General features: G+C 39.5%; 8 protein-coding genes and 1 tRNA gene. All 9 read left to right on the top strand.

The window, feature by feature from the left end; genetic code table 11:
* Positions 1–3: 3 nt before the first annotated feature.
* The 9 genes from AC3WSK_RS26195 to glmS all read left to right on the top strand — a co-directional run bounded on the left by AC3WSK_RS26195 (position 4) and on the right by glmS (position 10,104).
* Positions 4–76, top strand: a tRNA-Lys gene (locus AC3WSK_RS26195).
* Between the two features lie 219 nt (positions 77–295).
* Positions 296–1,201: an arginase gene (gene rocF / locus AC3WSK_RS26190; protein ID WP_427483267.1), complete on the top strand. Its 906-nt coding sequence runs from the start codon at positions 296–298 to the stop codon at positions 1,199–1,201.
* Between the two features lie 133 nt (positions 1,202–1,334).
* The gene (gene sigW / locus AC3WSK_RS26185) at positions 1,335–1,898 is read left to right on the top strand and encodes an RNA polymerase sigma factor SigW (protein ID WP_079562103.1); all 564 of its coding nucleotides are present in this window, start codon (positions 1,335–1,337) and stop codon (positions 1,896–1,898) included.
* Between the two features lie 13 nt (positions 1,899–1,911).
* Positions 1,912–2,538: an anti-sigma factor family protein gene (locus AC3WSK_RS26180; protein ID WP_079562104.1), complete on the top strand. Its 627-nt coding sequence runs from the start codon at positions 1,912–1,914 to the stop codon at positions 2,536–2,538.
* A gap of 149 nt (positions 2,539–2,687) precedes the next feature.
* Entirely contained in the window at positions 2,688–3,524 is an 837-nt protein-coding gene (cdaA, locus tag AC3WSK_RS26175; protein ID WP_170938987.1) for a diadenylate cyclase CdaA, read from the top strand.
* Entirely contained in the window at positions 3,517–4,629 is a 1,113-nt protein-coding gene (locus tag AC3WSK_RS26170) for a CdaR family protein (RefSeq protein WP_079562105.1), read from the top strand. The genes cdaA and AC3WSK_RS26170 overlap by 8 nt, the downstream gene beginning before the upstream one ends.
* Positions 4,630–4,928: 299 nt before the next feature.
* Positions 4,929–6,281, top strand: coding sequence for a phosphoglucosamine mutase (gene glmM, locus AC3WSK_RS26165; RefSeq protein ID WP_079562106.1), 1,353 nt, complete (start codon positions 4,929–4,931; stop codon positions 6,279–6,281).
* Between the two features lie 326 nt (positions 6,282–6,607).
* Positions 6,608–7,129 carry a type 1 glutamine amidotransferase domain-containing protein gene (locus AC3WSK_RS26160; protein ID WP_079562107.1) on the top strand — a complete coding sequence of 174 codons (522 nt, stop codon included), beginning with the start codon at positions 6,608–6,610 and terminating at the stop codon, positions 7,127–7,129.
* 1,172 nt (positions 7,130–8,301) lie between these two features.
* Entirely contained in the window at positions 8,302–10,104 is a 1,803-nt protein-coding gene (glmS, locus tag AC3WSK_RS26155) for a glutamine--fructose-6-phosphate transaminase (isomerizing) (protein WP_079562108.1), read from the top strand.
* Positions 10,105–10,204 lie beyond the last annotated feature (100 nt).

The raw sequence follows: 10,204 nt of genomic DNA, 5'->3' as shown, positions 1-10,204 counted from the left end.
TTTGAGCCATTAGCTCAGTTGGTAGAGCATCTGACTTTTAATCAGAGGGTCGAAGGTTCGAGTCCTTCATGGCTCACTTTTATAGAATAAAACATATTCAAAAGTGTAACATTGACTACAGATACTAATCTCTTGCTGAAAACAGCAGGAGATTTTTTTATGCTCTTTTTAACTCCTTACCGATTCCAGGCGCCGAAGTATAATTAGTTGTATAAATATTCATACAATTGTTAGGTTGAGCCATGTAGGATATAGGCTATACAATAGACTTACAAGTTAAAGGGGGTATAAAAAAATGAATAAACTAAATATTTCTATTATTGGAGTGCCGACAGATTATGGACAAACTCGTAGAGGAGTAGATATGGGGCCGAGTGCCATCCGTTACGCAGGTGTTGTAGAGCGCTTAGAAGCGGTTGGGCATGAAGTACATGATCAAGGGGATATACGTGTTAGTCAAAAACAAGAAGGTACAATTGTTGATAAACAGCTATTAAATTTAGAGGAAGTTATCGATGTGAGTACATCTTTGGCAAATAGTGTGAGTAGGGCATTGGAACAAAAGGAGTTTCCACTTGTACTTGGTGGTGATCATAGCATTGCTATAGGTACACTCGCTGGGCTTGGTGAGCATTATAAAAATTTAGGTGTTATTTGGTTTGATGCGCATGCTGACCTTAACACGCCTGAAACGACACCTTCTGGTAATATACATGGCATGCCGTTAGCTGTTAGCATAGGGCTTGGTCATGAACGCTTAGTGAAAATTCGTAATAATATACCAAAAATTAAACCTGAAAATGTCATTATTATTGGAGCACGTTCCGTAGATCCAGGAGAACGTGAATTAATTAGTCAGCAAGGAATCAAGGTGTATACAATGCATGAGGTAGACCGTCTTGGAATGACGCGTGTAATGGAAGATGCGCTTGCCTATTTAAGAGCGCGTGATATAGATGGCTTGCATTTATCACTTGATTTAGATGGGTTAGATCCACTTTATACTCCTGGGGTTGGGACGCCTGTACCTGGTGGGATTACGTATCGAGAAAGCCATTTGGCGATGGAAATGCTTCAGGAATCAGGTATGTTAACATCTGCTGAATTTGTTGAGGTTAATCCGATACTAGATGAAAAGAACAGAACAGCTGATGTTGCAGTAGCATTGATGGGTTCCTTATTTGGTGAAACCTTAGTTTAAAGATATTTGACAAAAAATTGCCTATTGCCACAATGTATAAAAATCTTTTGCTATAATTAATAATAAAATGAAACTTTTCTTATCGATGGGTCGTATAGTATAAGACAGTTGTAAAGGTGGAGAAATCAACACAATGGATGCGTTAGTAAACAAGAGAATAAAACAAGTGCTTAAAGGTGATCAAAACGCATTTGCAGATATTGTGAGTCTCTATCAGCACAAACTGTATCAAGTATGCTATAGGATGTTAGGGAACAAGCAAGAATCTGAGGATATTACACAAGAAGCGTTTGTTCGTGCTTATATGAATTTGCATACTTTTGATCAGAAAAGAAAATTTTCAACGTGGCTTTATCGCATAGCGACAAACCTTTGTATAGACCGAATCCGGAAGAAAAAACCGGATTACTATTTAGATGCGGAAGTAGCTGGTACAGAAGGGCTTGATATGTATTCGCAGATCGCAGCAGGTGACCAGCTACCAGAGGAACAGATCGAGCAAATGGAACTGCAAGATCGTATTCAATATGAGATTGGACGTTTGCCGGATAAATACCGTTCAGTTATAGTATTGAAATATATTGAAGAATTATCATTACAGGAAATTAGCGAGATTTTAGATATGCCTCTTGGAACGGTGAAAACGAGGATTCACCGCGGACGTGAAGCATTACGTAAGCAATTAAACAATCTGTAGGAGGGGGAGCGTCATGAATACTTGTCCAGAGCATATTATAGACTATATCCATGATTATTTAGATGGTGACATTAGTCGTGAGCATGAGCAAGAGTTGAAACGCCATTTGCATACATGCAATGATTGTAAACTATTGATGCAGGAATTAAGTGAAACAATCGCCTTTGTGAAGAGTGCTTCCCATATTACAGCACCTCCGCATTTTGAAGAAGCCGTTATGGCTCGTTTACCGAAACCCAAAAGTCGTGTAGGCATGCAAAAATGGATTCGCCGGCATCCATTCTTTGTGGCAGCAGCAGTTTTTTGTTTATTCATGAGTGCAACTTTACTAGGTAGTTTCATGGATGACCAACATTTCTCTGTGACTAAACAGCCAAACCTTGTTGTTGATGGTCAAACGGTTATTGTACCGGAGGGAGAAGTTGTAAGAGGCGACATTGTTGTTAAAAATGGTGATTTAATTGTTGAAGGTGAAGTGGATGGCAATGTTACCGTTATTAACGGACAGTATATGGCATCTTCGGCAGTTGTTTCAGGAAAAATAGAAGAAATCGACGAAGTATTTGAATGGCTTTGGTATACGATTAAAAATTCAGTAAAGTCTGCTGTAACATTCGAGGGGAACCAAGCAACTAAATAACACTCTATACGTCCTAATAGATAGTGCACGTGAGAGGCTGAAAGGTCTACTCTTTTGAGTAGACTTTTTATTTGAAAAAAGTTACATTTGTTAAGAGTGTGCTATACTTAAATGTGTATGGATTCGCAATGAAAAGTGGGGGATGCCACGTGCAAATTATCGAACATTTCGCTAATTTAACACCTGTGAATATTGTTATTAACTTATTAGATGTACTGCTCGTATGGTACGTTATTTATAAAATTTTAACCCTCATTAAAGGTACGAAGGCTGTCCAATTATTAAAAGGGATATTCGTAATTATTATTGCGCGCCTTGCTACAGACTTTTTTGGGTTAGAAACGTTAGGATGGATGTTACAACAAGTTATCGAGTTCGGTTTCTTGGCGATTATTATCATTTTCCAACCTGAAATAAGACGTGGTCTTGAACAAATTGGTAGAGGGAAGCTATTTCAACGTTCAATTAGTCAAGTTGAAGAAGAACAAACTAGGCTTATTGAGGCGATGAAGAAATCTGTTAGTTATATGGCCAAACGTCGTATAGGGGCGTTAATTTCTATTGAAAAAGAAACTGGTCTAAATGAATATATAGAAACGGGCATAGGACTAAATTCCGAAATTTCATCGGAGTTACTTATTAACATTTTTATACCTAATACACCGCTTCATGATGGAGCAGTGATTATGCAGAAAGATAAAATATCGGCAGCAGCTTGTTATTTACCGCTTTCTGAGAGTCCATTTATCTCTAAAGAGCTTGGGACACGCCACCGAGCTGCACTTGGCTTAAGTGAAGTGACAGATGCCATTACTATTGTCGTATCAGAAGAAACCGGTGCCATTAGTCTTACAATGAATGGTAATCTACATCGAAATCTTTCTCTAGAGGAATTCGAAGGACTGTTACGTAAAATGTGGTTCGGATTAGCACAGGAGTCAAATGCAGCCTCTAAGTTAACTTGGAGGGGGAAAAAGAATGGATAAAATGATGGATAGCCCTTGGGTATTACGAATCGTCGCACTATTTTTAGCCTTTTTGTTATTTTTCTCCGTTCGTGCCGAATTATCTCCTAAAAATAAAACAATTTCGAGTAGTGAGCAAACAGAGGTAATTCGAGATGTACCTGTAGATGTTTTTTATGATGATAAGAACCTCATTGTAACAGGTATACCTAAGACGGTGGATGTTACGATAAAAGGCCCAATGCCACTTGTAATGAAAACAAAGACAACGAAGGATTTTTCTGTTTTTGTGGATTTAAGTAAATTACTTATAGGTGAACATAATGTTAACCTACAATACGAAAACATTTCTGATAAGTTGCAAGTTACATTTGACCCTGAGACTGTAAAGGTAAACATTGAGGAAAAAGTAACACAGGAGTTTCGTGTTGACCCTGAGATGAGTAATCGTTTACTTGAAGAAGGGTATATTTTAAATGGCATGACTGCTAATCCAGCTACGGTGTATGTAACAGGTGCCAAAAGTGCAATTGAAAGCATTAGCTATGTAAAAGCTACTGTAACGGGTGAACAAGGCTTGAAAGAATCGTTCTCACAGGTAGCGGCAGTTCAAGTGCTAGATCGTGATTTAAATAAGCTAGACGTTACGATTGAACCAGAAACTGTGAAGGTACAAGTAGATATTGGGGCATACAGCAGGGAGTTGCCTGTAGTGCTTAAGGAAATAGGGAAAGTGGCAAACGGTATTTCCGTTAACCAATTAACATTTAACCCTACAATGGTGAGGGTATACGGTAGAAAATCTATCCTAGATAGTTTAACTGTCATACCAATAGAGGTGGACTTATCAAAAATTACAGAATCAAAAACTTATGAATTTGATGTGAAATTACCAGAAGGTGTGACAAAAATATCTGAATCAAGGATTAAAGTGAAAGCGGACGTTACGAAGGTAGAGCAGGAGAAAACAACAACTACGACAACAACAACTACTAACCCTCCTGCTCCTACACCTACTCCACCGCCTACACCTACACCTACTCCTCCACCTAATAAGGAGGAACCGGACACTCCTTCTGAGGACAAAACGCCACCAACAGAAAAAACAGAAGATGTTGATTCTTAAACAATAACTGACTATAATTTTATTTTGATTCAGTAGAGATTTCGTTCTCTATCGGTAGGGTGTCATTTTCGGTTTTGAAACATTAACGAAAAAAGTTACTCGGGCTAAAATCAAAATACTTTATGCTCAATTTATCTTCGCTGATTTACAAGTCCGAATAAATGGGCATAGGGGTAAAATGAATAGTTACCAGAAAATGAACGAAAATAGACTTTTCCAAAAGTAAGCAGACGAGTGATCTAGTTGTCAGTGTAGACAAGCGTGACCACCGTCTTGCATTGAAGGAGAGAATAATCAAAATGGGTAAATATTTTGGAACAGATGGCGTCCGTGGCGTCGCGAATAGTGAATTAACACCGGAGTTTGCATTTAAGCTTGGCCGCGTAGGTGGCTACGTTTTAACGAAGGATGCAACGGACCGTCCAAAGGTTTTAATCGGTCGTGACACGCGTATTTCAGGTGAAATGCTTGAAGGTGCACTTGTAGCTGGTCTTTTATCAATCGGCGTGGAGGTAATGCGTCTTGGTGTTATTTCAACACCAGGTGTGGCTTACCTTACTCGAATTATGAGCGCAAATGCAGGCGTTATGATTTCAGCTTCACATAACCCAGTTGCTGATAATGGTATTAAATTTTTCGGTCCTGATGGTTTTAAACTAACAGATGCGCAAGAGGCCGAAATCGAAGCAATATTAGATGCACAAGAAGATACATTGCCACGTCCGATCGGGGCAGATTTAGGTTCAGTAAGTGACTACTTCGAGGGTGGACAAAAATATATTCAATATTTAAAGCAAACAGTGACTGAAGAATTTGAGGGCATCCATGTAGCATTAGATTGTGCACATGGCGCTACGTCTTCACTAGCTACACACCTATTTGCAGATTTAGAAGCGGATATCTCAACAATGGGTGCCTCACCAACAGGCTTAAATATTAATGAAGGTGTCGGTTCAACACATCCAGAAGGATTAGCTAAATTTGTCACAGAAAAAAATGCTGACGTTGGTTTAGCATTCGATGGCGATGGTGACCGTTTAATCGCAGTAGATGAAAACGGTAAAATTGTTGATGGTGATCAAATTATGTTCATCATTGGTAAGCATTTAAATACAGTTGGTCGCTTGAAAAAGCAAACAATCGTGTCAACGGTTATGAGTAACATGGGCTTCTACAAAGCTGTTGAAGATAACGATATGCACAGTGTACAAACAGCTGTAGGTGATCGTTATGTCGTAGAAGAAATGCGCGCTAATGATTATAATTTAGGTGGCGAGCAATCTGGTCATATTGTTTTCCTAGACTATAATACAACTGGTGATGGCTTATTAACGGGTATTCAGCTTGTTAACATTATGAAATCTACAGGTAAAAAACTATCAGAGCTTGCTTCTGAAATGAAAATTTTTCCACAGCGTTTAGTCAACGTACGTGTAACAGACAAGCATGCTGTGACGGAAAATGCAAAAGTTGCTGCAGTAATCGCTGAGGTAGAAGCAGATATGGCTGGTAACGGTCGCGTGCTAGTGCGTCCTTCTGGTACTGAGCCACTTGTACGAGTAATGGTAGAAGCTGCGACAGAAGAAGATTGCGAGCGTTACGTAGAGCGTATAGCAGATGTTGTACGTACTGAAATGGGCTTAACGGAATAAATAGTTTATCTTCATTCAGTAGGTGGTAAATACCCACTGAATGAAGATAAAGCCTCCGGCGGATGTCACGGATTTTGAATTGTGCATGCACAATTCAAAATCCAGACGAAATTACACCAAGGCGAAATTTATCAACAACTCGATTTCCTTTCAAAGGAGGTCGGGTTTTTTTATTAGGCTCAGAGAAGTGATGGATAGAAAGGTAAGAGGTGTGGATAGAACTATTTTGTGCTTCAGGTATTGAAAGCCTTCCGACGAAATGAATGTTTTCAAAAAGAATGGGAACAGTAGTACAGAGTCACAATTACAGGGAGTGTTGTATTGCAATGGCTAAAATTGCTACGGTAATTACTAATATGTTCGAGGACGCCGAATTTACGAGTCCTAAAGGAGCGTTAGAAGCGGCAGGTCATGAACTAATAACGATCGATACGACAGCGGGCATTGAGGTAGAAGGTAAGCACGGAGAGAAAGTAAAAATTGATAGGGGCATCGATGAGGTAACGGCTTCTGAATTTGATGCATTGTTCATTCCAGGTGGATTTTCTCCTGATATATTACGTGTAGATGATCGTGTTGTGGCATTTGTAAAGGAGTTTATGGACGATATGAAACCAACCTTTGCTATTTGTCATGGACCTCAATTACTCATTACAGCAAAAACATTAAGTGGTCGTGACGCAACTGGCTACAAATCCATTCGAGTAGACTTAGAAAATGCAGGTGCAATTTTCCATGACGAGGAAGTGTTTGTTTGCCAAAAACAATTAGTCACAAGCCGCACACCGGAGGATCTACCAGCATTTAATCGAGAAATTGTGAAATTATTAGAGAGTGAAGAAGGCTAAGCTTAAAAGGCACAAGTGAATCTGCTTGTGCCTTTTATGTTTTAATTTCTTTCAGCAAATGTCTTTTGTACCGAAAGCGTAGCGACAGGTACAGAATTCTCCCACCTCTATAGTGGTGGGATTAATGCGAATTAAAGTTACTCTTCAGCGGGCGTCCAAACACCTGCTAAAATAGAGGAACTCAGTCTAAGAACGCCACGTCCTGTGGCAATTTATCTGTGCGAAAGCGAAGCGATAGCAACACACGACTGAGCGACCAACATCATGTTGCTGCCGCTACGTTGCACTACGCTTTCGCACAGAAAACATTTGTTGGCCCAAAGCCTCCGGCGGATGTCACGAAATCGGAAAGGAGTTCTTTTTGTTTAGGCTAGCAACCGGGCATGGAAAAAACATCATATATTTAATAGGAATTTCAAAATAATGCTTTATAGCAGATTGTTTGTCTACACTTTGTCACTAAAAAGTAGGATAAATAGGTGTTTTTTATAACGAAAATTTGACGTATAGCATATGATTGAGTATGATGGAGAAGTTGAATATGAGGTCCGACCTTATCATTTAACGAGAGCGCATAAGGAGGGAAGAACGCGCAAAATCGGAAAACAATTATAGCGCCTGAGCTGAAGAAATTGGACGAAGCTAACTTCAGCAGACGAGGTGGAGGTTTATCGAAAATTCGGCGGATGCCTCCCGATCGACATACCCGATTGTCACTTTTCATTTTGAAAGCATTTGAGTGATTGAATGTACAGAAAATGGAGAAGGTATAGTTAAAGCAATAGATAAATAGAAAATCTCACGTATCGAATAATTACTATTCAGATGGCTGAATGAGTGTAAGTTTATGTATGTATGAGTATGCATATTTTATTTACCTTCTTTCAACAGGTGTCCAAACACCAGCTAAAAGAAGGTAAAGCCTCCGGCGGATGTCACGGAGATCGGAAAGGAGTTCAATATAGGATGTTAGCCTAAAATCATCGCATCCATGCGATAACGGCTAACTGACCTGCATCGTGCAGGCCTAAGCACAAAGCCGATTCCGGACGCAATTATGCCGAGGCATAATTGATAAATAAGCATAGCTTTTACATTCATAAAAAAATTCGATAGGTTGGGGTCTAATTTGTCATTGCGTCAAATTGACGATATCGGAGGACAAGAAATTTATGTGTGGAATTGTAGGATATATTGGTGAAACAGATGCAAAGGAAATCTTATTAAAAGGTTTAGAGAAACTAGAGTACCGTGGTTATGACTCAGCAGGTATTGCAGTACGTAATGAAGATGGGGTAACAGTCTTCAAAGAAAAGGGACGTATTGCTGATTTACGTGATGCAGTAGACGAGGACGTTGCTGCAAAAGTTGGTATTGGTCATACACGTTGGGCAACTCACGGTGTGCCAAACCGTCTGAATGCACATCCTCATCAGAGTGCATCAGGACGTTTTACTTTAGTACACAACGGAGTTATTGAAAACTATCATTTATTACAAAAAACATATTTAAAAGGTATCCCGATGAAATCTGATACAGACACAGAAGTCATCGTGCAATTAGTAGAGCTATTTGTAAAAGAAGGTTTAAGTACAACTGAGGCGTTCCGTAAAACTTTATCTTTATTACACGGCTCATACGCATTAGCTCTTTTAGATGCAGAAGCGGCTGATACAATTTTCGTTGCGAAAAACAAATCACCACTTTTAGTAGGTGTTGGTGAAGGCTTCAATGTAGTAGCTTCAGATGCAATGGCGATGCTACAGGTAACAGATCAATATGTGGAGCTACACGATAAAGAAGTCGTAATCGTACACAAAGCTAGCGTTGAAATTACAAAATTAGACGGTTCATTAGTAGAGCGTGCACCATACACAGCAGAGCTTGATATGAGCGATATTGAAAAAGGTACGTACCCTCACTATATGTTAAAAGAAATGGATGAGCAGCCAACAGTTATTCGTAAAATCATTCAAGCATACGAAGGCGAGAATGGCGATTTAACAATTGACGCAAATATTTTAGAAGCATTACGATCAGCAGACCGTCTATATATTATTGCAGCTGGCACAAGCTATCATGCAGGTCTAATTGGTAAGCAATATTTCGAGAAAATGGCTGGCATTCCAGTGGAAGTTCATATTTCAAGTGAATTTGGCTACAATATGCCATTACTTTCAGAAAAACCATTGTTTATCTTTATTACACAATCAGGTGAAACAGCAGATAGCCGTCAAGTACTTGTGAAAATTAAAGAGCTTGGTTATCCAACATTAACAATTACAAATGTACCTGGCTCTACACTATCACGTGAGGCGGATCATACGCTTTTATTACATGCAGGCCCAGAAATTGCAGTAGCTTCTACAAAAGCATATGTAGCGCAAGTAGCTGTACTTGCTGTAACAGCATATGTAACGGCGAAAGCTAATGGCAAAGGCTTAGAATTCGATTTAAAACAAGAACTTGCGATTGCAGCAAATGGTATCCAAACAATTATCGATTCAAAAGATGTATTAGAGGATATCGCAGAGGACTACTTAAAAATCGCACGCAACGCATTCTTCATCGGTCGTAACATCGACTTCTATGTGAGCCTTGAGGGTGCCTTGAAGCTAAAAGAAATCTCTTACATTCAAGCAGAAGGCTTCGCAGGTGGCGAGCTAAAACACGGAACAATTGCCTTAATCGAAGAAGGTACACCAGTATTTGCCCTTGTCACACAAGAAGCAGTATCATTAAATATTCGTGGTAATGTTAAAGAGGTAGCTGCACGTGGAGCATACCCATGCATTATTGCCATGGCTGGCGTAGACGAAGACGGTGACCGTTTAGTAATCCCTCAAGTTCACGAATACCTAACACCACTTGTATCTGTAGTGCCATTACAGTTAATTAGCTATTACGCAGCACTACACCGCCGCTGTGATGTAGATAAACCACGTAACTTGGCTAAATCAGTGACGGTTGAGTAATTTTATGTAGCTACAGGCTTGTTATTGTCCATGTACAACTTAAACGTGACGCACATAACTTAGTCGTGATGTAAACAACTCAATCGTGATGCACACAACT

Source organism: Lysinibacillus sp. EB271-A1-10B (assembly GCF_058791335.1).
Note: the sequence above shows the minus strand (reverse complement) of the source record. Positions and strands in the feature narration are given on the sequence as shown.

What these genes read in the sequence shown, in the direction of transcription:
- glmM (WP_079562106.1), top strand. Translation starts at nt 4,929, where the DNA reads ATGGGTAAATATTTTGGAACAGATGGCGTCCGTGGCGTCGCGAATAGT.
- AC3WSK_RS26170 (WP_079562105.1), top strand. Translation starts at nt 3,517, where the DNA reads ATGGATAAAATGATGGATAGCCCTTGGGTATTACGAATCGTCGCACTA.
- glmS (WP_079562108.1), top strand. Translation starts at nt 8,302, where the DNA reads ATGTGTGGAATTGTAGGATATATTGGTGAAACAGATGCAAAGGAAATC.
- sigW (WP_079562103.1), top strand. Translation starts at nt 1,335, where the DNA reads ATGGATGCGTTAGTAAACAAGAGAATAAAACAAGTGCTTAAAGGTGAT.
- rocF (WP_427483267.1), top strand. Translation starts at nt 296, where the DNA reads ATGAATAAACTAAATATTTCTATTATTGGAGTGCCGACAGATTATGGA.
- AC3WSK_RS26160 (WP_079562107.1), top strand. Translation starts at nt 6,608, where the DNA reads ATGGCTAAAATTGCTACGGTAATTACTAATATGTTCGAGGACGCCGAA.
- AC3WSK_RS26180 (WP_079562104.1), top strand. Translation starts at nt 1,912, where the DNA reads ATGAATACTTGTCCAGAGCATATTATAGACTATATCCATGATTATTTA.